Genomic DNA, 23,835 nt, shown 5'->3' on the forward strand with positions numbered 1-23,835 from the left:
CCTCGCCCCCCGGTTCTCACCTGCTGGGGCCGGGGTTCCACCCGATATCCGGCTCCGTGGCGCTGCCCAGTACCGCGGCGAGGTGGCCGATGCTGGTGAACGCGACACCCGGGTCGGAGGTAAAGGCGGCCGGGTCGATGTTGCGGGTGACGAAGATCGGGACGACCTTCCAGTCCCGTGGAGTGTCCACTCCGCATGCCCGCGCTGCCGCCTCCGCATGGGCGGAGAGGACCTGGGCCTTCGCCAGGAGCTTCTTGCGGTAGCGGACGAACCGGTCGAGATGCTGGGCGACGCTGTGGCTGCTGATCGCCCTGTGAGGGTTCTTCGCCTCGACCACCCAAAGCCGTCCCCGGGCCGAATCGGCGACCAGCAGGTCGATCTCACCCGGCAGTCCGGGGATGCCGGCGCGCGCTGCCGGTCCGACGTCGAAGCGGGGCCGATGCGGCAGGCCGGCACGGCCTGCCGCATCGGCCAGGTCCGTCTCGAGCTGGTTGTTCTGCTGCTGGCGGTAGCGGTCCAGGAGGTCGGCTACCTTCGGCGGTGTGTCGGGCCGGGGCAGTCGGCTGTCGCTGAGGGAAGCGGCGTAGAGCTGCTGGGCGGTGTGGACGAGCCAGGGCGCGATCAGGATGCCGTCGGCATGAGCGATCAGAGGGTGGGTCGTGGGCCGGATCCGGCGTTCGACCTCGGCGTAGGCATGTGCGTGCGTCGCGGTGGCGTTGCCGCTGTGGAGGAGGAGCTGGTCGACGGCGGCCAGGATTTGGCCTTCTGGCAGCTGGGACCAGGCGGCGGCCTCGCGGGTGATGTCCTCCCTGCTGGTCGCGGCAATGCCGTCAGCCTCGACGGGCCAGTCAGAGGCGGTGGCGAGGACGGCGGCCAGGGCGTCGAGCCCGCAGCCCCACTGCGCGGTCAGCTCCCGGTCGGCGCGGGCGAGGGTGCTGCCGGCCGGCGGATTGAGACTGGTGAACTCGGTTGGAGTGCGAAGGGCGCGCCGGGCCGCGAACAGCTCCTGAGCGGTGATGGGTTGCAGGTCGGAGGACCGGGCGCGGGCGAGCCACGCCTGTTCCTGAGCCTGGCGGAAGGCGAGCGTGTCGAAGCCGAGATGTCCAGCCTCGGTGGCCTCAGCCGGGTTCCTCGTGGCAGCGGTGGTGGGGATCTCGAAGGTGAAGACGCCTGTGGTGTCGACGGTGAGCTTCGCGGAGTGCAGTTTCCGGCTTGCTGGGACGGCCACCAGCGCGGTGCGCAGGAGAAGCTCGGTGAAGGCGACGAGATCAGCGACGGCGATGAGGTCGGCAGCCTGATCGCCTGCGGGCGGTGTGGCGAGGGCCTGTTGAAGGAGGGCCTGGAGGGCGGCGGTGACTGCGGCGCCATCGGTCTCCCGGCGGCGGGCCTCTTCTTCCCAGGTGCTCCCCTCAGCGCGGATGATTCCGGGAATGGCCTCCTGCTGGCCGCGGCTCCGTGCGGAGAGAGCAGCGTTGAGGTGTCGGGTCAGGGTCGGGACCAAGGCCGGACGGTAGGCACGGAGATGTCCGTCGAGTGCGCCCTCCAGGGCATGCAACAGCTGCTCGGCCGGGCCTCCCCGACGCAACGCTTCGGCCCCGGTGAACGTGCCTGCCGGTACACCTGCGTCCCGCACGGCTTCAGCGGCCAGGCGCAGTGCCCGAGCTCGAACATGCGGTGTGCTCGGCAGGCAGTGGGCCGGCGCGGCAGGTGGAGCGAACGGGTCATTGCCGTACCAGGTGATCACCGGGACGGCTGCGTCCCAGGCGGTACTGAACGCGTCGGCTGCCAGACCACTGCCGGCGCCGTGGGAGGTGCGGATCCGGCTGATGGTCTGGTGCAGGATCCGGCCGAGGATGTGGTGACCGTCCTCGGTGAACCGCGCCAGAAGAGCAGGGTCGAGCACCAGGTCGATCCGGGCGGCCTGTTCGTCCACACCCACTTTCACGGCCAGCGCGTCGGCGGGGACGTCCGTGGGGCGGCCTGCAGGCGGATCGTGAGGGGCGACGGTCTCGCTGAGGTGCAGGATGACGGGTTGGCGTCCCGGCAAGGTGAAGTGGCGCGTGAGGTCGAGATGGCCGGCGAGGGTGCCGCGGATTCCGTCGGCGAAGCCGGTGAACGCGGCCTCGTCAAGCAGCGCACCTGGCTCGGGACTGATGGTGGTGACGATGACCAGCGGCGGGTGACTGCTCACGCTGACTCGCACCCTTCGCTCCGGAAGGTTCTGTGCCAGGTCGGCCCATCGCCCCTCACCCTGCTGCGCCGCCGTGAGACGGCAGCGGTCCCAGTCGACCGCCGGTGGCAGCCCGGCCGAGTCCAGCAGGGTGTCCGTCGATGCCCACAGCGCAGCGCGCTCCCACGACACGTCCCGGCCGTACGGATCCACCAGGGCCACACCCTCTTGCGGTGGGCCGGGAGGCAGGAGGGTCGCCTGGGCGTGCCAAGCGCTCCAGGCGTCCAGCACGTCGTAGTAGGCGACTGCGTCCGCCCCGGGGTGCTGGGTGAGCTCCAGGACCCACAACACGACCATGGCCAGGTCGCCGTCGGCCGCGGCGAAGATCTCGGTGAGCTCCTCCACGTGGACGTAGACCGTGTCGGTGACCACCTCCCGACCGAGGAATCGTGGCCCTGCGTAGACGACAAGCCGGCCGGTCCCGGATGGGGTCCTCAAGAGCTCGGCGCGTGCCTTCTCCACGAGGGCGGCCAGATCGTCGGTGAGGGTGGCGACGACGGCGATCTCCAGTCGGTGCGACGGCGAGCTGATCCGGCACACCTCGTCGGGCTGGGTGGGTGCCTCCCGGAGACCGAGGAGTCGTGCGACGCGTGTGACGGTGCGAAGGCGAAGGTTCGACTGGGCATCGTCCGGTATCGGGTGTCCCTGCAACAGATCACCTGCTGCCGCGGCCGCGGCCTCCAGGGCAGTCGATGCAGGCACAGGTTCTGTGCGGCCGTCGATGCTCCTCACAAGCAGAGTCGGGCCGAGCAGAGGAAGACCGGGTGCGTATGTGAGAGGCAGCTCGGTGATGTCGCGGGTCAGGTAGGCGAGCGCGGCCGCTGTCCGGTCCGGTTCCCCCGAGAAGTTGGCTCCGGTCACATGGTCGGTCCCGATCTCGCGCGCAGCGGTCACCTCGGCGGATGTGACCTCGCACGTGATCTGTTCGGGTGCCGGTTCCACGGCGGTGGCTGGAGGCCACGTCGGCGAGAGGTGCCTGACGGTGTGGTCGGTGTGTCGCAGCGCGAGTTCCAGGACGTCCCGGATGCCGAATCCGCGCACCGCGACCAGGTGCTCATCCGCGGCATCGGCGGTGTCACGGAGTGCTCGCAGAACCATGAGTGGATGGTCGAGTTCACCAGGGTGAATCAGGTAGGACCTCTCCCCGAGGGTGAACCGCACCGCATCCGCCGGGTCGTTGGGCATCCGGCCGGTGGTGATGCCGCGCGTAGGGTCCGCTCGCAGGGCGGCATGCAGAACGCCGGGGAGGTCTCCGGCGCCCGCCTGCTGCCCTTCCGCAGCGGGGCTGGCCAGGGCGCGACTCCAAGCGAACAGCAGATGATCATGTAGTCGGGCGCATCCCGGCGAGTCCAACGCCGCACGCAGCATCGTCAGCACCGAGTCACGGGAGTACTCCCCCAGTGCCTGGTCCAGGAGCTGGGCTTCCTCGTGGGGCATCGATCGTCCTTCTGTGCGTAAGAGCTGGGCCTCAGCCTGCCAGCCAAGGGGCCGCCCGCGCCGGACTCTCTGAACATCACCACCGCTGCCGAACAGCTTGCGGCGGCCACGCTCCGACAACCTGCCTGCGGCATTCCGCTGCGAGCACTGCAACGGACCTTCCCGTCTCCCCACCTCACCGCGGGTCGACGATCACCGGGGCGGACTCCCAGCTACCGCTCTGAACTCGAGCGGCAGCCCGCTCCTCCGCCTCTGCCCACAGATCCTCACAAGATCTGATCGGAGCGAAGTGGGCATGCAGCTCCTCGATCTCGGCCGACGTCAGCAGCACCCTCTCCGGCCGGGCCTCGGCAAGCGCCGTGGGCCGTCGCCCTTGCCGGCGACCGGGAGTCTGCTGCGCCCGCAGCCTCTCGCGGCACATCCGACGGATCTCAGCCGAGGCGTCCCAGGCAGGCCCGTACTCGGCCTGCCACTTCGCGGCCATCGCCCCGAGCCGTTCGGGCTCCGTCGTCTCCCGCACGGGCACCTGCCGATAAGGCTTTACCGACCCCTCAGGCAGGTAGAGCAGACCGGTGTTGGCACGGCGCCGGATCTCTGACGCCACGTAGGCGGCGACACGATGGGGCCGAAGCGGGACCGTCCAGCGGGCAAGCTCCCTCGCGCAGTCCTGCGCGGACCAGCCGGCCGAGTACAGCGGGCGCAGAGCGTACGCGAGTTGCCGGACACACGAGCCCTGTGTCCACCACGTGTGGAGTTTGACGAACTGCGTCTCCAGGATGAAGTACGCCGCCTGTTGCGGCGTGAACGCTGTCGCCCCCTTGGCCCGATGGCCGGCCTTCGACCGCTGGCTTCCGGACCGCTGCGCGCGCGTACGCGCAGTGTCTTGAGAGCTCCCAGTAGAAGTAGAGGTAGTACGGGGCTTAGGTACCCACACAGAAGGGGTGCACGAATCAGAGTTATCCACAGGCTTCAGCCGTCGCCTCTGCTGATCATTCTGAACCTGCGCGACGGCCTGGGTGCGGCCCTCTTCGGTGACCCCGCACTGCCGCGCCCAGTAGCCCTCGCCATCGATCCGGTGCCCCATCGCGTCATCCCACGCGCGAGGAGCTACTGGGGCGTAGATCGTCGCCGACCGTCGAAATCCCATGTGCGGCCCGAAGGCATCTCCGCGCCTGCTCCGCAGAGAGTTGCGAAGCGAGCTGCCCCTCTCGACCCACGCCAGGAGGCCAAGTTCACGCAGGATCGCGACGTGGACGGCGACGCACCGCTCCGACAGTCCCAGGCGCCTCTGCATGGCGGCTTGGCAGTACGCCACGGTGCCGTCCTTGCTGCGGTGCATCCGGGCCGCGATGTCCTCGGCTACCCGGACGGTCGTCGCGTTCGCCCCCTTCCGCACACCGGCAGCGACCATCCAGCGGACCGCCTTCATCCAGTCCCGGCGCGTGCGCACGCGCCGGGACGCCGTTCCGCTCACCCACTGGTCGGACTTCGACGTGATCAGGGTGAATGGCAACCGCAGGGTGCTTTGGGATGTGCTCGGTTCAGCTACTTGACGGCGCGCCGCTGAGGAGGGCTGGCAGCGCGCGCGGGTGTACGGCATCATGTCTCCGTGCTCGTGATGCCAAAAGCGAGCGCAAAAGGGCCCGCTCCTGGCGGGTCCGGCGCGAACCGGTTGAAACCGCACGAATGTGCGGGGGACCAACGGGCCCGTACCGGGGCCCGAGTAACGAAGCGGCTGCCAACTCGACGCCACATCGAGCGAACGGCCTGGACTGGAGCAGTACGAGGACCCGCGCCACACGGGTCACGCCTCACCAGTCCGCAGCAGGAACTAGGTCATGAGGACCTCCGAGAGATCAGCGACGGACAGAGCAGGGGGAGCACTGATCGCTGAGTCCCTGAAACCCGCCTCCATTGGGTGAGAACCACGGAGAGCACTGACGCCAGACGCACGAAGGCCCACCGGAAGCCGGCGAGAGACTCGCCGCCCGGTGGGCCTATCTGTTGTTGCGTCCTCCCGCAGGCATGCGGGTACATTGGTGCTCACGAGACCGATCCTCGAGTTAGGTCTCCCAGGACGCCCCGCATGGTGCTCGCTGCATAGGTTTCCAGGCCTTGACTTGCAGCTGAGCCGCGGGGCTCTTCTGGTTCCGTGGGGTTGTCGAAGTAGCGGACGGCTCATCTACCGCCGCTGCGGGTCACCCTATCCCCGTCCAGCAGCCCGCACATACATCTCTGACCGGTGAGTCACGGCCGTGTCTTCTTGACGCCGCGCCGGTTCATCACCCGGATCTGCAGCGCAGTTTGCTCCCTTTACGCCAGACGAGGCGACACGCTTCGTCTCCTGCATCGTTGTTCACCACGTGCAGCATCGTTCAGGGGTGTAAGGTGATCAAAAAACACGAACGGCCCCCGATGCTGGCCGGCAGGGGACCGTTCGTTTCTCGTTACGACTTCGAGAGTAACGCGGGATGCGGGGCTCTACCCCATGAAGCGGGTCACTCTCGAAAGGACAGGAGCACGTCGAGCAGTGACAGAACAAGACCAAACGGAAGAAATGGTGGTCGAACTGGGCAGGACGACTGACCGCTCAGGAGTCAGGCTCGCCATCATCCCCGAGTGGGTGCTTCAGAAGTGCCGCATCGAAGCATGGCTCTACGGACACATGTCGCTGCTGGCAAAGGACGACGAGGTGAATATCCCTCTGACTCAGCTCGCAGCCCTCACTGGGGTCTCCACCCGAACCCTGCAGAAGAACATCGGCACCCTGCGCGAAGCAGGAGCCATCTCAGTCGAACCGCGCCACGATGACAACGGCAACCGGCTGCCGAACCGGTACGTCCTCAACCGCACCCCTCCTACGGGGGTGAAGCTCGATGGGTAAGGAAGCAGGCCCGCCGAAGGACACGCAAGATTCTGCAGGAGGTAACTTCGCAAAGGACGTCGCGGAGGATGGCCTCCCGAAGGATCTCGCAGGGGATGCCAGCTTCGAACGCGGCCGACGGAGGCGCTACCCGTTCAGCCAGCTGCCCGACTGGGTCCTCTTCGCCGACATCCTTCCCGGCGCGAAGACTCTCTACTGGGCTCTCTACGTCCATGTGAACCAGGAGCGCAAGGACAACTTCGGAGACATGCGGGTCTGGCCCGGGCAGGCCAAGCTCCTGTACATCTCCGGCATCAAGTCCAAGACCACTCTCCGGAAGTACCTGAAGCAGCTGCGCGGCATCGGTGCCGCTGACTGGCGCACCGGGCGCAACCCGAGGAACCCACTGCGCACGCAGACGGTGTACGTGGTTCACGAAGAACCGGAAGCCGGCTACACGGGTCCTGCGTCGCTCGCAGAGCTCTACGAGGCCTACAACGCCGCTGACGAGGACTGAACAGCACACTGCAATCAGGGCCCCCCGTCGTCATTGACGATGGGGGGCCTTCGCGTTCCTCACCCCAGTGTGCTTGGCATCAGCACTGCTCAGCCCCAGGGGTCATTTTTTGACCCTCCGGCTTGAGCGCCTGGCCCCGAGTGTCATTTTCTGACCCTCCGAGAGGTCAGAATCTGGTCCTCCGGAGGACCAACAACTGACACTCCGAAGGACCAGATTCTGACCTCCGCAGATGCCAGAATTTGGCGCCTAACCATACGAAGCCTTAACCAGACGAACTCTCAACCCAGACGAAGCTCAACCACACGTAGCCGCAACCTGACAAAGATTCGTCCGCTACGCGGGCTCATCAACTGCCGGGGGCTAACGCCGCCCCCGGCCACCCCGCGCCAGCGCCCTGGATGCGCTGGACCATCCACCGGTCATGGTTCTGCGCTTCGCGCACCACTCCAGGCCCTAGGGGGCCTTCCGTTGAACCATGCCCCCTGATACCTGAAGTTGCTCACCATCGTGGTTGACGTCCTACCTGATGTAGTAACAGCAACCACAGGACGCGCGCGCGTGCGCGCGAGGGCAGCGCCGACGGACGAAGCCCTCCGGTGCCTCAACCTGCCGCTCCCAGGGGTGTCCGCTTTCGAAGGCACGATCCGACCATGTCATCACCATCTCGTGGTCCGGTCGGAGTCCTGAAGCGCGTCCTGGTTGCTCTCGTAGCCGCAGGTGCCGTCATCGGCTTCTGGCGGTGGACAGGCCAAGGCAGCGACGTCACTGATCCGGGCTGGCTGGACCGCACTACCGAGACGGTCACGGACTTCGGGGAGTCGATGAAGGACCTGATCAGTCAGCTCGACGACCAGGTCGGGTGATGACGCGTCAACGGACCTTCGAAGGGATCCTCCAGTGATACGTGTTGCACGGTGGCTGCTGACCGCCATGCTGACCATCGGCCTCGTATGCGGCGTCCTCAGATACGTACGCGATGACGGAGCGGGCGGCATCCGCGACCTCGTCACAGCGTTCGTGGGGGGCATCGCCGATGTCACCTACCGGTGGGTGCCGCCCACCCTCGAGTTCCTCGCCAGCCTGGTATCGGACCTCTTCGGACAGGCGGCCTGACGATGGTGATGGGACCTACCCACGCCCTGTCGGGGGTGGCCGTGTGGATGGCCGGTGCCGCAGGCCTGCAGATGTGCGGAGTCACCCTTCCCGGAGCTGAGGTCGCGGTGGGCGCGGCAGTCTCGGCGGGGGCGGCCCTGCTGCCAGATATCGACCACCCGTCGTCGACCGTCGCCAGGACGTTCGGGCCGGTCTCCACGGCGTTGTCGCACGGGGTCGACCGGGCCGCGACGGCGGTCTACAACCTGACCCGTACGGCCCGGGAAGCTCCGCGGACGGGCGGGCACCGCACCCTGACGCACACCGCTGTGTTCGCCGCGACCGTCGGCGGCCTGGTCAGTACTGCGTGCGGACTGCTCGGCAAGCCGGCGGCGGTGACCGTGCTGTTCCTGATGCTCGGGTTGGCGATCCGGGGCCTGATGGGCCGCTGGGCAAGACGACAGGGGTGGATGGTCACGACCTTGGTGACTGCGGCAGCGGCGGCAGGTGCCGTCTGGTGGCTGCCGCCCGGGCGGGGCTATCCGGTACTGGGCCTGGCGGTCGCGGTCGGGTCTCTCACCCACTGCCTCGGCGACATGATCACCAAGCAGGGGTGCCCGCTGGCCTGGCCGCTGGTGCATCGAGGGAAGAGGTGGTGGGAGTTCGCCCCGCCAGCGGCGATGCGGATACGCGCCGGAGGCAGCTTCGAGAAGACCGTCCTCGTTCCCGTCCTGGCCCTCTCGACCGCGGCAAGCACCGCGTTCGCGATCCCGGAGGTGCAGGCTCTGATCCTGTCCGGATGACCCCGCCGCGGCGACTGGCCCGTGGGCCCGGCTGGCCAGTGCCCTCTCGCCGGTTGTTGCGGAAATCCACCGGTCACCGGCACAGCCGGTTTCGCCCGGGTGGACAGTCAGTGGTCAAATGGCCGCGACTTTGTGATCACCACTCCGTCGCCCGAAGTGCCGGCGGACCAGCTCGAGGAGAGGTACATGAACCGCTTCCCCACCCGCGCCGTGGCGGCCGCGGCCGCCGTCCTGCTCGCGGCCGGTTGCTCCAGCTCGGGGGACGACGGTAAGAGCACACCTGGCAAGGACAGCAGCGCGAAACCCTCACAGACGCCGGGCCTGGGCCTTGAGATACGTCCCGGGAAGGACCTCGTCGCCCACCAGGGCGTCGCCGTCGCCGCGCTGGACCGAGAGACGCTGCAGATCCGCAAGCAGGTCACCGTTCCCGAGCCGGCCGCCCAGGGCCAGCTTGCCGGGACCGGCAGCCGCAGCCGCGTCTTCGACAGCTCCTTCCAGTACGCCCTGCTGGGTGAGAGCGGCATGAGCGCCAGCGGCCCCGAGGGAGAGCTCAAGGTTGCCGACCTTGCCGCGGCCGGCACCGACAAGGCCGTCGTGACCCTGACCCGCGAGCAGCTGACCGCCGCCGGCGTGACCGGGGCGGTGTCCGGGGCTCAGTTCACCGGGGCGCCGAAGTCCCCGCAGCTGTGGTTCCAGACCACCGAGGCTGACAGCCCCGCCGGCGAGACCTGGTCGAGCTCGACTGCTGACCAGTACAAGATCACATCACTGTGGTCCGTCGACATCAAGGACTGGCAGGCCGGCAACCACACCGCGCGCAAGCACGAGGTCCCCGCCGAAGTGCAGGCGTACTGGAAGAGCCAGGAGTGCCAGACGGCGTTCTCCCGCAACCCCGGCCAGGAGGGCTTCACCCCGTGGAGCTGCTGGCTCGTCGACGCCGCAGGCGTCCCCGTCGCCAGCGGTCCGGCCAGCGCCCGCACCGTCAACGGCACGGTGGACACCGGCTGGACGAACCCGGCCTCAGGCACCGGCAGCGAGAAGGTCACCTTCAGCTACGTCAAGGGAAGCAACGGCAAGCCGGCCCTCCCCTTGAGCGTCAGCGCCGGCGGCAACGGCGCCTCGACCCCGGACGGCATGTCCGGTCTGGTCGACAGCGGCTCCGCGGCCAAGAGCGAGCGGAAGATGTGGCGGTTCACCACCGCGGGGTCCCAGCTGAAGCTGGAGGAGCTGCCCAAGGCGCTCCCGGCGGCGACAGGCAGCGACGACGAGACCGAGCTGTGGGTCTTCCCCGACGGCCAGGCCGTGGCCAAGGTCGAGAACGGTGACACCGCCACCGGATGGATCCTCACTGCCGACCAGCAGTGGAAGAAGATCGGACCGTGGGCGGACGAGCTGCTGGACGCCGAGGTCCTCACGACGTCCTGAACCGATCGGCCACAGGGTCCCCGAAGACACGTCTTCGGGGACCCTGTCCGCTTCCGTCCTTAGCGTCCCAGGCGGCTTCACCCCCGCAGCAGAAGGACGGCCCCGGCATGACCATCCCGCAGACCGCACGCATCTCACCGCGTTCGCGTCGTCTACTCGCCACCGTCGGCGCGCTCGGTGCCGCTCTCGTCGCGCTGCAGCTGGCAGCAGCGAGCCCCACAGCAGGACTCGTCGTCTGCGCGGTGGGCGCCCTGGGCGGTTTCCTCCTGTGGCTCAGGGCGAACCGCACCGTCGCGACGGCCATGATGTCGACCTGCGTGACGATGATGTGGATCCCCGCTGTCATCAGCCGGGTCGGCGAGGCCGCTGGCGTCCCCGAGGCGATCGCCTCATGGGAGGTCGTACCGATGTGGGCTCTCACCCTCGCGGTACCGGCCGGCGCCTGGCTGCCGACCCGGCATCGCGGCTCCCGCGCTGTGACCGTGCTGCTGTGCCACGCGGCGATCAGCGTCACCGCGCTGACCGCCGCGGTGTTTCCCGCATCCTCACTGTCGACCGCAGCCGCGCTGACCCTCCTGGTCGTCGTGATCCGTTCCGGCGTCCCTGCGGCTGTACGGGCACGGCTGCACCGCCTCCGGTCCGCGGACGTCGGGACCCCGGAGCAGGTGCGCGACGGCGATGGGCGCCTGTGGCTCTCGGCGACGCAGTCCGGTCCCAAGGAGCGTCAGGCGTTCGTCGGCCACGGAGGCGTGGTGGCAGTGGTGCACCGGCTGCCGCCCGGTCGTGTCACCCTCACCCGTGTCGAGGATGAGCCCGGAGCCAGGGTGCAGGCCTACGCGCTCAACGGCTCCGCAGACGAACTCGTCGAGGCACTGGGCCGGTTCGTCGCCGAGGACCAGGATCTGGCCCGGGTGCTGAGCATCGACACGGCCGACGTCGTCACCCTGGTCACGGCGCCGCACGCCGGCCTTGCTGACGAGTCCCTGTCCATCGACCTCGCCGGCCTGTGGGACAAGGCTGCTCACCAGTACGTCGACCGCCGGGTAACCCTGCTGGCCGCCGCGGAAGCGACAGGTCACCTCCAGCACCTCACGGTGAGGCGGCGCCGGCTGGCGACCACAGGACAACGAGCGGCTGCCCTCCGGCGCGGAGACCGGCGGCAGCGCGGCGTCGCAGCGACAGCCATGGCGATCCGCTGAACCATCGGAGCCGGGACAAGGAGAAAGGGCTCGGCCACGGGATGATCCCGTGGCCGAGCCCCTTTCCTGTCTGCCTACGTGCCCCGCTCAGTCCTCACGCGGGGCAGGAGGCCTCGGCGGCGTCTCATCGACCGGCGGCCTGGGGCTCGTCGGCCGACGGGGAAGTTCACCCGACTCCGGGGCCGGGGCCGGAGCAGGCCGCGGTGAACGCCGACGAGGGACGGGATCGGAGCGGTCCGGCCCTGAGATGGACACCGGCTCCGGCCCCGGACGGCTCGCACGCGCCCGAGGGGACGGCGCCCGGGTCGGCGGAGCCGCAGTCGCTGCCTCCCCGCCGGGACCTCCGCTCCCATCAGGCCTGGACGTCGGCGCGGGCGTCCGGCCTCGCCCTGCGGCCGGGCGGGAGACGTCGTCTCCCGCCCCTGCCCTGCTGTCGCTTCCTTCCGCCCGCTTGCTGGTCTTCGCCGTGGCATCCGGGTCGGCGCCGCGTGTGTCCGCCCGGGACCTGCCACCGCTCGCTGTGTCCGGGCGGCGCCCGGACACAGGCTCCGGACGCCTTGTACCCGTCGGGGAGTCCGTGGTGCTCGGAGAGGGGCGCCTGCCACCGGAGGTGCCGGGCCGGGACGGACCCGAACCGCCGCGTCCAGATGTTGACTCGCTCGGTCCCTTCGGTCCCTGCGGCCGTAGTGTCCCTCGCGGACTGGGCCGGCGGTCGCCGATGACCCGCCGGGCCGCGGACCGCGCCCGGGTCTTCGCGAAGCCCCCCGCACGGCTGGTGACGTCGTCGTACGCGGCCTTCGCCTCGAAGGCCTGGTCGGCGCTCCGCTTGGCGCCCTTCCCCATCTTGATCGCGAAGTGCCACAGTCCGGCCGCCGTCAAGATGATCATCAGCACTTGGACGCCCAGGGAGGCGTTGCTGCCCAGGATCAGGCTGTAGATCGCCATCAGCAGGGTGAGTGCGATCCAGGCGATGGCCTTGAGGACGAAGGAGATGGTGAAGGCGTTCGCCCATTCCCGTGCCGCGAACGTCGCCGGCGGGAACGCTGCCACCGCACCGACGATCGGCAGCACGATGATCAGGATGAGGATGAACCCCTCCCAGAACAGCTTGAACAGGGCGACGATGTCGATCGACGGGGCGAGGATCACGTTGGAGACACCGGAGGCGAGCGCGACCTGCATCCGGGAGGACGGGTTGGCTCCCCGCCAGTCGTTGAACCGGCTCTTCCGCTCGTCCTTGGCCATCTGCTTGGCGACCTTCTCGAAGTAGTCGCTCTTCTTGCCCAGGGAGTCGAGGTTGTCGGCGCGCGTGTACGTCTGCGCCATCACCTGGGCCGTGCGGATGTCGGTGCACCGGTAACCGAGAGAGCAGTCGTCGGTGTCCCACCCGCCGCTCGCGTCGCCCTTCCAGCCGCTGTCGATGACGGTGTTGGCGTTCTGCCCGAACTGTCCTGCGGCCCACGGCGTGAACATCATCGCCTTGTACATGGTGCAGGAGCTGGTGCGCTTGGCCCGGTTCGGGACGCCCTCGGCGAGCCAGCAGGGGTCGGCCGTCTTCGTGCCGGCGTTCTCCGGGAGCATGACCTCGGTCATCGCCGAGGAGGACCCGTTAATGGCCTTGTCGGCCTCAGACGTGACGGTCGTGTACCAGGACCCCTGAAGCAGCAGCGCGCTGATGAACAGGGAGGCGACCATGCCGCCCAGGCCCTGCCACACCTTGGAGCGGCTCTTGGTCCGGCTGTGCACCACCACCCACGCGCCACAGAGAATGATCATGACGGTGCCCAGTGGGGCCCAGACCGTCGCGTACAGCTTCGCCACCAGGCTGTTGGCGGTGCCGTCCTTGCCCTGGTACAGGTCCTGGAACGGGGCCGTGTTCATGGCCAGGTCCTGGATAGCCAGGCTGAAGCTGCCCAACGACTTGCTGAACTCGAAGACGGTCTGGGCCATCCAGTTGCCGGCGACGTCCATGATCGAGCAGGAGTCGTCACCGTCGACGTTCTTCTTGTACGTCGACCACAGCAGCCCCCGGCCGTTGGTCAGCTCGTAGAGGGTGTAGTTCCGGGCGACGGTCTTCTTGCTCATGTCGGCCGTCGGCTCGGGCCCGTACTCCGGCTGAGCCGACGGCAGCAGCACGGTGGACGCCGAGGCGTAGAACTCGGGCCCCCAGTTGCCCTTGCCCGGTACGCCGATGCAGTCCAGCCCGAACGGGGCCGCCTGCGCCGTGGACATGGGGGTACCGAGGACGACGGCCAGCACGGTCAGCACGGTGAAGACGCCCGCCCGTGCCGCCGCGCCTGTCCGGCGGACACCGCGAGCCAGCAAACCGCGGCGGCAGGGCGCGGGGAGACTGCCCGCGGGGACGACGAGGGGTGTCATGCCCGCCCGTGCGGAACCACGGCGGGGCTTCGGCGGTATCAGCCGAGCGGTGAGTGCGACGCTCATCAGGCCGCCACCTCCAGGTCGTTCATCTCGCTCTGGAACGACCAGCCCGCCACGTCGGCGGGCGGATCGACCGCCTGCCGGGCGGGCCTGGTCTTCGGGTTGGTGTCGGTGGCCCGCAGCAGCTCCGCGAAGACCAAGTCGATCTCGGTCGTGCCCACCCGGTTGTCGGCGTCGCGGTACATGCACACGCCGGTCTCCAGGTGCGGCTCCATCAGCGAGGCGATGACCCGCGGGTCGTCCGGGTCCCGCTTGAGCATCGGCGCGACCCGGCGGGCCTCCTCCACCGACTTCTGCAGGAACATGAAGGCGGAGTGGATCTGGTTCGTGCCACCCTCGCGGGACTCCGCGTCCTCGATCCGGATGAGGTCGGTCACCTGCTGGGTGATCAGGTAGACGACCATCGCGTACGAACGGCCCTGCTTCAGGGCGCGCTGCAGCAGCGACCGGCCCGCCGGGGTCGCGGTCACCACGTAGCTCTCGTCGACGAACAGGGCCTTGGGGCGGGTGGCCATCTTCCCCGTCACGGGGTGCTGCTCCAGCTTGACGTCCAGCATCTGGCTCGCCATCCGCATGACCATCTGCAGGATCGTTGACGCGAGCCGGTCCGGTGCCTGCCAGTTGTCCGGGTTGTCGTCCTGCGGGAGTTCCAGACCGCGCAGCGTGATCACCGTCCGGCGCCGGCGGACCGTCTCGAACGGCCGGGGTTCCTTGGCGAACGCCAACCTGGCGTACGGCATCTTCCGCAGCGACCGCAGCACGGTGACGGCCAGCTCGAGCTCGGCGAGCTTGTCGGCCCGGCTCGCGGCGTCCTCCTGCGCGGCCGCGAGCTGCTCCTCGATGTTCTGCACGACCTCCCACGCGGTCGGCCGCGGTGTGGTGTCCGAGGCATGCGCGGCACTGGCGCCCTGTGACATGGCGGCCTGCAGCCGCTGGTCGTACCGGTCGAGCACCGCTTCCATAGCGACGGTGACCGGCACCTGGATCCGCTGCCACATCTGCTGGCCGATGAACCCGGCGAACATCGTCTCCGCCACCAGCCGGCCGGCGTGGACATCCGGGGTGATCGACCACGGGTCCAACACACCGTCGTGGGACTTGAGCAGGTCGATGACCCGGGTCTCGGCCCAGAACTCCGCATTGACCGGCTGGAACTTCGAGTAGGCCGTGCCGATGGTGCCTTCGGCCGCCTCCCGCTCGAAGTCGGGGTCGTTCACCTGCGCCCCGAAGGCGAGGTAGTAGCACATCTGCGCGAAGTCGACCTTGGGGTCGATCGCCACGCACTCGGTGCCCGACTCGGACTCCTGGAAGAACTTGAGCAGGCCCAGCGACGACTTGCCGCCGCCGGACGCACCGGCGCAGGCGACGCCGGCGCCCATGTTGCGGGCCGGGCCGACGTGCAGGCCGTAATGGACCGGGAACCGGCCGGACCAGCCGATGAACGGGCCCTTCCAGCCGAGGACGTGACCGCTGCGGTCCCGGCTCGTGCGGTCGCCGATGTTGACCCCGGCCGTGGGCAGGCCGATCCCGAACGTCTCCAGGGACTGGATGCGCTGGTACGGGGCGATCGGCAGCTTCGGGTCGTCGCCCGGCAGGGCTTCCTGCATCAGGCGCCACTGCAGCCGCTTGGCACGCAGCACCTCCACCCCGGCCTGCCGCTCCAGGTGCTTCTTCAGCTCGCTGGCCCGCCGGTTCAGTTCCTCCACCGTCGGCGCGGAGACCGTGAAGCGCATCCGGCCCTCGAACCCGGGACGCGGGTTGTCCACGGCGATGTCGACCGCGTCCTTGGACACGGCAACCTGGTCGGTCAGCTGCTGGTCCGGTGTCCGGCCACCGGCGACCATGTCCTCGTACTCGTCCTTCAGGTTGTTGTGGATCTTGCTGATCTCCTTGGTGAACCGCTCGGCGGGCAGCAGCGTGCCGCGCCAGGAGACGTCCACCGGGAAGTCCAGCTCCCCTACCCGCCGCGCCCACGCCTGGTACTGCTGGAAGCGCACGTTCTCCGGCCACGACGCGACGACGAGCGTGGTCGTGTACGAGGTGAGCTGCTGCCCGGTCTCCTCGTCGACCTGCTCGATCTCGATGTGCGTCGGCCTCGAGTTGTCACCGCGGAAGTCGACGACCAGGTCGAACTGGCTGCGGCCCCAGGCCCTGGAGTGGATCAGCGGTTCCTTGGGGACCGGCAGGTGCCCGTAGAGCGGCTTGCGGATGTGGTAGACGAGATCGGCGCGCGAAAGCGGCTCGCCGAGCCTGCCGAACGCCTGGTGGACGGAGGCCGCGACCGCCTGCCACCGCTCGATCGTGGACGGGGCCAGGTCCTCCTCCGCCACGCCGGTGACGAACTCTCCCGCCCGCGCGGTCAGCCCCGGCCGGGCCTCACCGCGGGCGCGCGGTGCCTCAGCAGCCGTCTCCCCCAGGTCCACCGCCGGGCCGTGAGTCAGCGACCCGAGCTTGATGAACAGCGCGACCTCACGCTCAGAGGCACCCAGCCGCTGCTGGTACTCCGCGATGCGCTCCACGTACGCACGGAAGTTGGCCGTCGGCAGCCACGCCGCGTCGACGATCTTCGCGGTCTCGGCGGCCGCGTCGACCGGCTTCTCCACGATCTTCAGGTGCCATTCCACCGGCCGGCCGGACCGGCCGAGTGCGGCGAAGACCCGGCCGGGCTCTGTGGCCATCGCCGTGAGCTCCTCCGGTGACGCCAGCTCCTCCGGGTGGGTCGTCAGCCGGATCGCGGTCCACACGGAGTCCCCGTGGATGAACATCGTGTCGTCGGCGTACCGGTACGGCAGCCGCTGGGCGTCCTCACGCGCCTGTGTGCCGGTGCCGCTGGTGGGCTTCTTGTCCTTCTTCGCTTCGTCGGCGAGGTCGTCCTTCTTCGACGGCACGAGGAACCACGCGAGGGCCAGCACGGCCACGATCGCCACGAATCCGATGATGAGCGCCCCCATCAGGAGACCTCCTTTCGGGTACTGCGGGTGGAAGGTCCGCCGGGTGGGGACCAGAGAATGACCTGCCAGTGCAGGCGCTGCGGTTCCTCGGACCGCCCCAGGCCCTGGACCCGGCGCGGTTGCCGGAAGGCGTAGTCGAGCCGGACCACCAGCTCCGAGCCGGGCCGTAGTTGGCTGCCGGGGATGGGGCGGGACCACATCCATCCGACGAGGATGGGAGGAGGCGCGAACAACGTGGCGGTCACCCACCACACGTCGCGCATCGGCGGGATCACGAGGCTGATCAGCCCGAGCAGAAGCCCCCAGCACAGGGCCACCAGCAAGGCCACGCCGCAGGCCTGCATGTTGATGCCTGGCATCCACTGCGGCAGCGGACCACCCAGCCGGAACATCCGCTTCGGGCGGTCTCTCATCCGCGTGTAGTCGTGGGCGACGATCCCGTCGCCGTCGTGCCAGTCCATGAAGCTCCTTGGTGTGGAGCTGCCCCCAGTCGGCTGCGCCTTGCTGGGGGCAGCCGCTACTTGAGCGTGTTGGTCGCGAGGCCCTGGATGATGGTGAGGATCACCGCGCCGCTGACGATGATCGCGACGCCGAGGCCGAGGACGCCGAGGTTCTGTATCGCCTCGCGCAGGCTCTGGCCACCCTTCATCGAGACGATGACCTTGATGCCGAGGACCACGATCATCAGACCGGCCAGCGCCAGGCCGATCACCTTCACCTCGGTGCCGAGGTTGGTCAGCACACCGTCCACGGAGGGAGCGGCGAGCGTGTGCAGAGACGCCGGGCTGAGGGCCGCGACGGTCGAGAGGGCTTGAGACATGAGCGTTCACCTTGCGTGAGCTGCGGATTTCCGACGCTCACGTTGTAGATCCCAAAGCGGACACCCCCTCTGGACGCGGATTTCCGGCGCCGGCGGCCATGAGAAAGCCCCGCCCCTTGAGTGCCGATACCGGCGGGCAAGGGGCGGGGCTCACCGGAGGCCGGGGCCGCCGCGGACGTCAGGAGGCGGGAGCCTTGCCGCCCGCCTCGTCCGGGACGCCGGCACGGATGTCCTTCACGAACCAGCCCTGGTCGGTCAGCACAATCTGCACCCGGTACCGCTCGGTGACATGGGCGCTCCCGGTCTTCCACTGCACGCTCACCCGCGCCCAGGTGACATCGTCGACCTTCCACTTGTGGCCGTCCGTTGCCCCCACCCCCTTGGGGAGCAGCACCTTGACGTCGGACACCTTCGGGGAATCCAGCGCACCGCGAAGGCCCGCCGTGGCGGCGCTGCTCGCTCGCGGCGCGACGTAGCGCGTCAGCGTCGTGCCGTTCGAGGAGCCCCAGGAGGTGAAGAAGTCCGCGAACAGCTTGCCCTGAAGATCTCCCGAGAGTTCGGAGTCGACCTGCAGCGGGTCCTTCACCGTCGGCGGGGTGGCCTGGTCCGGCTGCGGCAGCGTGCCCACGTCGCCGACGACCCGCATGCCGTTGCCTGACTTCAGGTCGTCCACCCACACCGGCACGGACAAGGTCCGCAGCGCCCCCGTGGTCAGCTGAACCTGGATGCCGATGTAGTAGCCGTGCTGCGGGTACTCGGCGATCGGCTCCATGTAGCCGGACCACACCGAGTACGCCACGACCTGGCTGCCCTTGCCGTCCCACCCGCACGTGGTGTCCACCCCGGAGGAGGACAGACGCGCGATGGCCTGACGCCGCTGCTCGGCCTGCTCGGGGTTCTGGTTCGCGCACAGGCGGGCGTAGCGGTCCGCGAAGGCGATCGCTCGTTCTACTGGGAACGGGGTCAGCCGGTACTGGGAGACCTGCTCGTCGGTGATGCCGGTCTCCACCGGAGCGGGGTGTCCGGCGGTGTACGCCATTACGCCGACCGTGCCCAGCGCCAGGAGTGAGACCGTCACCATGGCCGTCATCCTGGCGGCCATGTGGGTTGCCCGGCCGCCGCTCAGCCGTCCGCCAGGCCGTGGGACATCGAACCGCTCCCCGGCGGCCGCGGGCGTGGAGGCGTCCTTCGACTTGCCCGGCTTGGCCTTTGCCGCGGCCTTGGCCTTCCGCTTCGCCTCCTTCTCCTGCTTCTTCTTCTCCTTGGCCGTCTGAGTCGGCGCCGCCTGGGGGTGCGCGGCCGGGCTCTGCGCCGGGGCCGGCATGTACTGAGGGGGTTGCCCCTGCGGTGGGGCCCCCTGGGCGAACAGCTCTTCAGCTGCGCGTACCGGGTTGTACCCGGCTGGTGCTGCCGGTGCCGGTGCCGGTGCCGGCTGGCCGGACCAGGGTGCCTGTCCCGGGGCAGTGTGGTCACCCCATGGTCCGGGACCAGCCGGGGGCGGCCCCCCGGACGGCATGGCCGGGCCCTGGGGTTGCGGCGCCCAAGGATCCTGCACCGGCGGGTGCTGATGGGCAGGAGTCGTCCCCTCGTACGGGGGCTGCGGATGGGTCACGTCATCTCCAAGTACAGAAAGCGGACAGGGTCGGTGTCGGGACGAAGGCCCCCGGCGCGGGCGCGGTGACTGCGACGAGCAGTTTCAGGGGCCGACCGGCCAACCCCGCTGAAGTGCGCCGGCGGGAGGCTCAGTCGAACTGCGACATGACGGAGCTCCAACCACCGTCGGCATCACCGTCCGAGTGGTCCGATGCGCTGCTGACGGGGCCCGCCTGCCGGGCCTGCTGCCCTGGCACCTCAACGGCCGTACGGCCGGGCGCTGGAACGGGAGCAGCCGGAGCCGCGCTCCACCCCCCGGCCGTGGACGCCTGCTGCCCGGGGACGCCGCTCTCCGGCGCGACGGGAACCGCAGCCGGAGGCTTCACCAGCGCCACCGGCTCCTGCCCGGGCCGCCCCCAGCTCCCGTCAGACCTCCACTCCACAACCGGCGGCCGGACCGACGGCAGCGCGGCGACGTCGACCAGCACGGTGTGCACTGCTTCCCACCACCGGTTCGGGCCCTCCTCGACCGTGTGCACGGTCGCCAGCGTCGGGTGCTTCGTGATCCACACCATGTGGTGGTCGGGCAGGTCCTGGAAGACGGAAGCGGGCACCCGCGGCTCCCTGCGGGGATCCCGCTGGATCAGCCCGCCGCGCTTCGTGCGACGGCGGCCGTGACGGTCGAGCTGGTGCTGCATCCGGGCGTAGATCTTCGTGACCTGGCTCGTGAGACCGGACAGCACCTGGGCGTCCTCGGCCCCGTTGACCCGCAGGCACAGGAAGTTCCCGCACGTCTCCAGCACCCGCTTCGCCCACACCCCGGTGCCGTCCACGGCCACCAGGTCCGCCCACGACTGCGTCGACAGGATCGGCCGGACCATCGCGTCACGGGCCTTGTTGCACAGGCCGAGCACCGCATCGCCGGTCGCCGAACCGAACTCCTCGACCTGCATGTACAGCGGCCACTGCGGGGCCACGCCCGAAGCGATGTCGCGCCGCAGCATGTCCGTGGTGTTCTGCATGTCCAGCAGCACCAGGGTTCCCAGGGTCCTGGCGAGCGAGCCGTAGGTGGAGACGTTCAGGGAGAAGACGACGATGTCGCCCTCGTGCGCCGCTCGGCGCAGGTCGATCGTCTGCTCCATCGGCCCAGGGCGCAGCCACTGCCCGGCCGCCGGACCGTTGCTGTACGTCGAGATCAGGCGCTGCGTATCCGCGACCGCGGACCGCGTGAGCTCATCACGCCGCCAGTTCGCCACCATCGTGGCAACCCGCTCGCGCACCTCGTGCACCGCCCGACGGGCCGCGACGTGCTGAGCCGGCGGTACCCGAGAGGCGACCGCGTCAATGTCGATCCCGTCCGCGACCTTCTGCAGGAACTCGATGTCGAGCAGGTCGACGAGGCACTCGAAGCCGCCCTTGCCCACGTTGTAGCCCGACCAGTCGGCGACCTGGTACGCCAGCTGCGTGTACTCGTACGCGCTGCGGAAGTAGACCGCAGCGTCCCCGTCGCGCCCCACCGAGTTCAGGAGCATGTCCGACTTCGACGTGGCGTTGCCTCGTACCAGCGGGTCGTAGAACGCCGGCGACGACGGAGCACCAGGAGCGACCGGCGTGTACGGCGAGCCGTTCGGGTCGGCCAGGTCGAAGTGGAGGAAGCGGCGCCCGTGGACCTGCGCCACCTCCGCGTAGTGCGCGGCCACGTCCCGGCCGCCCTTGAAGTCGACCACCACCCAACCTGACCCGAGCCCGATGAGCTGCGCGCCGACTGAGTTGGTCACGGCTGTCTTACCCGAGCCGGGCACGCCCTGGACGAACGTCGGGCGCAGGAACCCGTCGTGCTCGGCGACGACCGGCAGACCGGCCAGACCGGTACCGAAGCCGACCGTTCCCGGTATCTCCACCTGCCGGCCGAGGAAGTCACGGCGCACCGTCGTGGCGTCCGTGTACGCGCCGGTCTGCATCCGGGCGGCGGTCTTGCCCGCAGCACGCCGCTCGGCCTTGCTGAGCTCCGCCACCGCGGGGACCTCGTCGAGTTCGAACTGCGGCTCGATCCCTGCCTGGAAGTCCGCCACCGCGATCCACACGGCCGCCGAAGCCAGTCCCACCGGGACTGACAGCGGCACCATCCAGCCCAGCGCAGCCGTCACGGACATGTCGTGCGGCAGGTTCCACCCCACCGCGACCGCGATGTCCTGCCACAGTCCGACCACTGCCGCGACGTGCCAGTCGACCGCGCCGGAAGCGGTTCCCTCCAGTACCCACGCCACAACGAACAGCACGCCGGCGCAGACGGCAGCGGCGGCCGACAGGACTCGCCATGCCTGGTTGCCCGCCCGTACCGCGAGCCGTCCCGCGACGGCAATCGGGATGGCTGGCGCGCACACCGCAAGCAGCGTCATCCCCCAGACCGCACCCAGCCACGCGGCTACGGACTCGTCCTCAGCCCGCCTCATCTCCGTCATGTGATCCACGCCATCCCCGCTCTCCTTGTTCTCTTGATCCACACCGCGCGCCCTCTCTCCGGCTACGCCTGCTGCTGCCACCAGGCCAGGAATCCGACGCCGGACGCCTCTGCTGACCACCGCTCGCGCAACTGCTTCCACCGCGTGAAATCCACCCGCCGGGTGTCCGGCACCTGCCGCAGGTCGAGCTGATAGGCGACGCCGGGGTCCTTCGGCTGGAAGTGCCGAACGAGGAACGGGCTATCGGGCCGGTACTGCGGCGGCCCCGGAGGCAGCAGCCCGACTTGCTGCGCGACACCGTCCGACCAGGCACCCGTGCGCGGGTGTGCATGACCGTGCAGGAGCGCCATCACCGGCTCCGTGGCGAAATAGACGACCTGGGGAAAGACCTCTCGCGCGTCCCGGTACGACCGCAGGACCTGGCGTATCTCCGCAGGGCTCTTCGCCGTGATCTCCACCTCGATCGCCACCAGCCCCAGCGGCGCGGCAACCACAAGATCCGAGTAGTGGACCCGGCCGCCCGCACCGACCGGAGTACACAGGAACCGCTCGCGCCCCCTGCCGTCGAGCGTGGAACCGGGCTGCCCCGTAAGAGCAGCAGCGACCTGCTCCGCCCGACCGGATGTCGTCGCCTCAGCACGTCGGACCTCGCGCTCGGAGAGCACCCGGGCGCCGCCGAGCTCGAACGTGAACGCGGCGTCCGTCACGGCCAGGCGGTGAAGCAACCGCTCCCCTGGCCACTCCGGAGGGCGGAGTTCAGTGCTGCCGGCCCGGGCGCCGCGCGCCGTCGTCCACACGCACGCCCCCGCCCAGCGGACATCCGAGGACATGCGCAGATAGCCCGCCTCGCGGAGCCAGCGGACTCTCTGACGAGCCGTCTCCTCCACCCCATGCCAGTACCGGCGCGCGGCCTGGCGCACAGTCATGACGCCGAACCGTGTGGCGCCCGCGAGCATCAGCTCGTCAGCGACCGTGCGCTGCCACCCATCGCCCCGCGCCGTTCCATCACCCCGCGGAGCTCCTCCGGCCGACGCCTTCCGCAGCACCGCCGCACGCCGCCGTGGGGTCGCTGGCGGCACCCCTTCAGGGAGCAGCGTGACCTCTCTCGACACTGGCCTCGGCATCGGTTCTCCTACCATCCCGACGAACACGAACGGCCCGAGAAGTACCAACCAGACCGGACACCTTGATCTGGTGGAGGAAACCTGTTCGCTCTGTAGCCGTACGCCCAGGTCAGAGGCGCAGCAGCTCCACGGCGCAGGTGCCGTTAGTGGCGGAAGTAAAGGCAGGAAGGAGTGGGGAAGAGAGGAGAGGGCGGCCCTCCGGGCCTGGCGGGGGTCGGCGCGGGGCGCCGTGTGCCCTGACGGGCTCGGCGGGGATGCGGTGGTGCGCTGCGCGCTGGTTGCCGGGCCGCTCCGCGGCGGAGGCGACCGGCGGGCGGGGTCGGGCCGCTGCGCGGCGAGGGTGCGGGGTGGTGCTGATGGTGGGTTGGTGTCGGGCCCGGTGGTTCGCGGTCTCGCCTGGGGGCTCGGCCGGCTCACCTACCGGTGCCCTTACGTGCCGGGGCGGCGGTGTGGGCACGAGAGGGGCTCGAAGGTGCTCCTGGGCGCGCTGGCGGTCCCTGAGGCGGCGAACGGACGGCTGGGGCCGCCGCGGAGCGGCCGTGTACCCATGGCGCTCCTCGGGGCCGCAGGGTGTACACCGCAGCCGGTACTCGGGGTGGTGCCGCCGCGGAGCGGCCTGAACGGCGCAGCAGAGGGTCGACGGGCCCGTGACGGCCCGAGCGGGACCAGGACGGGGACTAGGAGCACGAAGGGAAGCGAGGCGCGCACCTGCGGGGCCCGAGGTGCCCCGCAGGGCGCCGTTGTCGGTCCGGACCGCGGCTGTGCCGCGGCCTCGGAGGTGGAGGCGGGATAGGGCAAGGGCGGTGGTGGGGGGGGGGGGGGGGGGCGGGGGGCCCCCCCCCCCCCCCCCCCCGGGGGGGGGGGGGCGCCCCGC

General features: G+C 69.6%; 17 protein-coding genes. 8 read left to right on the top strand and 9 right to left on the bottom strand.

Features of this window, described 5'->3' with window-relative positions; all coding sequences use genetic code 11:
- Window positions 1-16 precede the first annotated feature (16 nt).
- Complete coding sequence (locus ACWCQM_RS18660) at window positions 17-3,667, bottom strand: hypothetical protein (RefSeq protein ID WP_351876054.1); 3,651 nt, start codon at window positions 3,665-3,667, stop codon at window positions 17-19.
- Window positions 3,668-3,842: 175 nt separating this feature from the next.
- Window positions 3,843-4,187 (bottom strand): hypothetical protein, encoded by a 345-nt coding sequence (locus tag ACWCQM_RS18665; protein WP_450916292.1) that lies wholly within the window; start codon window positions 4,185-4,187, stop codon window positions 3,843-3,845.
- A 772-nt stretch (window positions 4,188-4,959) separates the two neighbouring features.
- Between ACWCQM_RS18665 and ACWCQM_RS18670 the strand changes: the two genes are divergently transcribed.
- The 8 genes from ACWCQM_RS18670 (at window position 4,960) to ACWCQM_RS18705 (ending at window position 11,569) form a co-directional block, all read left to right on the top strand.
- Window positions 4,960-5,220 (top strand): hypothetical protein, encoded by a 261-nt coding sequence (locus ACWCQM_RS18670; RefSeq protein ID WP_450916293.1) that lies wholly within the window; start codon window positions 4,960-4,962, stop codon window positions 5,218-5,220.
- Window positions 5,221-6,197: 977 nt separating this feature from the next.
- Window positions 6,198-6,551 carry a helix-turn-helix domain-containing protein gene (locus tag ACWCQM_RS18675; protein ID WP_351876047.1) on the top strand — a complete coding sequence of 118 codons (354 nt, stop codon included), beginning with the start codon at window positions 6,198-6,200 and terminating at the stop codon, window positions 6,549-6,551.
- A complete protein-coding gene (locus ACWCQM_RS18680; protein WP_450916294.1) occupies window positions 6,544-7,047 on the top strand; it encodes a hypothetical protein in 504 nt (167 codons plus the stop codon). The genes ACWCQM_RS18675 and ACWCQM_RS18680 overlap by 8 nt, the downstream gene beginning before the upstream one ends.
- Window positions 7,048-7,700: 653 nt before the next feature.
- Entirely contained in the window at window positions 7,701-7,913 is a 213-nt protein-coding gene (locus tag ACWCQM_RS18685) for a hypothetical protein (protein ID WP_351876041.1), read from the top strand.
- Window positions 7,914-7,947: 34 nt separating this feature from the next.
- Window positions 7,948-8,163 carry a hypothetical protein gene (locus ACWCQM_RS18690; protein ID WP_351876038.1) on the top strand — a complete coding sequence of 72 codons (216 nt, stop codon included), beginning with the start codon at window positions 7,948-7,950 and terminating at the stop codon, window positions 8,161-8,163.
- A gap of 2 nt (window positions 8,164-8,165) precedes the next feature.
- Window positions 8,166-8,945, top strand: a complete 780-nt coding sequence (locus ACWCQM_RS18695) for a metal-dependent hydrolase (RefSeq protein ID WP_450916295.1) — start codon at window positions 8,166-8,168, stop codon at window positions 8,943-8,945.
- 186 nt (window positions 8,946-9,131) lie between these two features.
- On the top strand, window positions 9,132-10,370 hold the full coding sequence (locus ACWCQM_RS18700; protein ID WP_450916296.1) for a hypothetical protein: 1,239 nt from the start codon (window positions 9,132-9,134) through the stop codon (window positions 10,368-10,370).
- Between the two features lie 107 nt (window positions 10,371-10,477).
- Window positions 10,478-11,569 carry a hypothetical protein gene (locus tag ACWCQM_RS18705; RefSeq protein ID WP_450916297.1) on the top strand — a complete coding sequence of 364 codons (1,092 nt, stop codon included), beginning with the start codon at window positions 10,478-10,480 and terminating at the stop codon, window positions 11,567-11,569.
- Between the two features lie 87 nt (window positions 11,570-11,656).
- Here the strand turns inward: ACWCQM_RS18705 and ACWCQM_RS18710 are convergent, their stop codons facing one another.
- The 7 genes from ACWCQM_RS18710 to ACWCQM_RS18740 form a co-directional block, all read right to left on the bottom strand.
- Window positions 11,657-14,014 (bottom strand): hypothetical protein, encoded by a 2,358-nt coding sequence (locus tag ACWCQM_RS18710; protein ID WP_450916298.1) that lies wholly within the window; start codon window positions 14,012-14,014, stop codon window positions 11,657-11,659.
- Complete coding sequence (locus ACWCQM_RS18715) at window positions 14,014-16,962, bottom strand: ATP-binding protein (RefSeq protein ID WP_450916299.1); 2,949 nt, start codon at window positions 16,960-16,962, stop codon at window positions 14,014-14,016. Before ACWCQM_RS18715 ends, ACWCQM_RS18710 begins: the two co-directional genes overlap by 1 nt.
- Complete coding sequence (locus ACWCQM_RS18720) at window positions 16,962-17,423, bottom strand: hypothetical protein (protein ID WP_351876020.1); 462 nt, start codon at window positions 17,421-17,423, stop codon at window positions 16,962-16,964. The genes ACWCQM_RS18715 and ACWCQM_RS18720 overlap by 1 nt, the downstream gene beginning before the upstream one ends.
- A 56-nt stretch (window positions 17,424-17,479) precedes the next feature.
- The gene (locus ACWCQM_RS18725) at window positions 17,480-17,782 is read right to left on the bottom strand and encodes a hypothetical protein (RefSeq protein ID WP_332757006.1); all 303 of its coding nucleotides are present in this window, start codon (window positions 17,780-17,782) and stop codon (window positions 17,480-17,482) included.
- 178 nt (window positions 17,783-17,960) lie between these two features.
- Window positions 17,961-19,106: a conjugal transfer protein gene (locus ACWCQM_RS18730; RefSeq protein ID WP_450916300.1), complete on the bottom strand. Its 1,146-nt coding sequence runs from the start codon at window positions 19,104-19,106 to the stop codon at window positions 17,961-17,963.
- 418 nt (window positions 19,107-19,524) lie between these two features.
- Complete coding sequence (locus tag ACWCQM_RS18735; RefSeq protein ID WP_450916301.1) at window positions 19,525-21,846, bottom strand: hypothetical protein; 2,322 nt, start codon at window positions 21,844-21,846, stop codon at window positions 19,525-19,527.
- A gap of 53 nt (window positions 21,847-21,899) precedes the next feature.
- Entirely contained in the window at window positions 21,900-22,763 is an 864-nt protein-coding gene (locus ACWCQM_RS18740; protein WP_351876010.1) for a hypothetical protein, read from the bottom strand.
- Window positions 22,764-23,835: the final 1,072 nt, after the last annotated feature.

This window comes from Streptomyces sp. NPDC002125 (genome assembly GCF_053593715.1).

What these genes read in the sequence shown, in the direction of transcription:
- ACWCQM_RS18710 (WP_450916298.1), bottom strand. Translation starts at nt 14,014, where the DNA reads ATGAGCGTCGCACTCACCGCTCGGCTGATACCGCCGAAGCCCCGCCGT.
- ACWCQM_RS18705 (WP_450916297.1), top strand. Translation starts at nt 10,478, where the DNA reads ATGACCATCCCGCAGACCGCACGCATCTCACCGCGTTCGCGTCGTCTA.
- ACWCQM_RS18720 (WP_351876020.1), bottom strand. Translation starts at nt 17,423, where the DNA reads ATGGACTGGCACGACGGCGACGGGATCGTCGCCCACGACTACACGCGG.
- ACWCQM_RS18740 (WP_351876010.1), bottom strand. Translation starts at nt 22,763, where the DNA reads ATGACTGTGCGCCAGGCCGCGCGCCGGTACTGGCATGGGGTGGAGGAG.
- ACWCQM_RS18695 (WP_450916295.1), top strand. Translation starts at nt 8,166, where the DNA reads ATGGTGATGGGACCTACCCACGCCCTGTCGGGGGTGGCCGTGTGGATG.
- ACWCQM_RS18680 (WP_450916294.1), top strand. Translation starts at nt 6,544, where the DNA reads ATGGGTAAGGAAGCAGGCCCGCCGAAGGACACGCAAGATTCTGCAGGA.
- ACWCQM_RS18685 (WP_351876041.1), top strand. Translation starts at nt 7,701, where the DNA reads ATGTCATCACCATCTCGTGGTCCGGTCGGAGTCCTGAAGCGCGTCCTG.
- ACWCQM_RS18700 (WP_450916296.1), top strand. Translation starts at nt 9,132, where the DNA reads ATGAACCGCTTCCCCACCCGCGCCGTGGCGGCCGCGGCCGCCGTCCTG.
- ACWCQM_RS18725 (WP_332757006.1), bottom strand. Translation starts at nt 17,782, where the DNA reads ATGTCTCAAGCCCTCTCGACCGTCGCGGCCCTCAGCCCGGCGTCTCTG.
- ACWCQM_RS18660 (WP_351876054.1), bottom strand. Translation starts at nt 3,667, where the DNA reads ATGCCCCACGAGGAAGCCCAGCTCCTGGACCAGGCACTGGGGGAGTAC.
- ACWCQM_RS18730 (WP_450916300.1), bottom strand. Translation starts at nt 19,106, where the DNA reads ATGCCGGCCCCGGCGCAGAGCCCGGCCGCGCACCCCCAGGCGGCGCCG.
- ACWCQM_RS18715 (WP_450916299.1), bottom strand. Translation starts at nt 16,962, where the DNA reads ATGGGGGCGCTCATCATCGGATTCGTGGCGATCGTGGCCGTGCTGGCC.
- ACWCQM_RS18670 (WP_450916293.1), top strand. Translation starts at nt 4,960, where the DNA reads ATGGCGGCTTGGCAGTACGCCACGGTGCCGTCCTTGCTGCGGTGCATC.